This window comes from Arthrobacter sp. SW1, from assembly GCF_001766675.1.
GTDB lineage: Bacteria > Actinomycetota > Actinomycetes > Actinomycetales > Micrococcaceae > Arthrobacter.
The window spans coordinates 1-972 of record NZ_MJLT01000049.1 but is presented as its reverse complement, the minus strand read 5'-3'; the positions used below and the strand labels follow the sequence as shown (position 1 = coordinate 972).

Annotated in this window: 1 protein-coding gene; it reads left to right on the top strand. The window is 58.8% G+C overall.

What is annotated here, in order from left to right; translation table 11 throughout:
* A partial coding sequence (locus BIU82_RS15955) for a glycosyltransferase (RefSeq protein ID WP_139146655.1) occupies nt 1-972 on the top strand: 972 nt, incomplete at both ends.

Here is a 972-nt window from a genome sequence, read left to right as displayed (position 1 = left end):
CACCAGTTACCCGGGGCTGGCGGATGTGTTGCGTGGCGCCCTTCACCTGGGGCTGTCAGCGCCGCTTCAATGCTTGGCCTTCTTCGGCGAGGGCAAGTCGCGTTGGATCACTTCGCGAATCGCCGAGTTCGGTCCCGATGTTGTTGTTGTGGATATGCTCAGGTTGTGGGGCTACGTCCGGCATTGGCGCTCGACGCCGCTCGTCCTTGATATCGATGATCTGCTTTCCGTCCGCTATCAGAGGCAACTGTCCTCAGGCGCAACAGACGTGCTTGGAACCTTCAGGGAGCGATTGCCGGCTGCAGCCGGATGGCTGGCCAACGTGTTTGCAGCCCGCCTTCTAGCCGTCGAGTCCAAACGATTGGCAAAGATGGAGCTGGATGTGACCGCGTCCGCCGCGAGCGTCATCTTTGTATCGGGGCTGGAGGCTGAGCGGCACAGGCTGAGGACGGGCGCGGCTAACCTGTACTCTGTGCCGCCGATGTCTGCGGACGTCAGTGGCGTCCGGCCGCCACGGTTACGTCAAGGCGGCATGCTGCTTCGCTTCGCGTTCCTGGGCAATCTAAAGGCACCGCAGAACTTGCAGGCCCTGCGATACGTGGTTGGCACGCTTCTTCCTGTGCTGGTTGAGGCCGGGTTTGAGTACTCGCTGGATGTGATTGGAAGCATCGATGCGAGGGTGGCCCATGAACTTTCGCGTCCGGAGATTACCTTCCATGGTTTCGTTGACGATTTGAATGAGGCGCTCCGTGAAACGGATCTACACTTGGCGCCCATTCTTTCCGGATCCGGAGTCAAGACAAAGATCGTTGATGCCTTTGCGATCGGGGTTCCAACCGTGACAACTTCTTTGGGCTTGGAAGGGTTGGATGTCGAGGGTCGTCACGTTGCACTCGTCTTCGACACGCSCATGCAGTTCCTGGAAATCGTAAGGACAGTCATTGCGGATCCGACAATGCTTGACAGTATCGC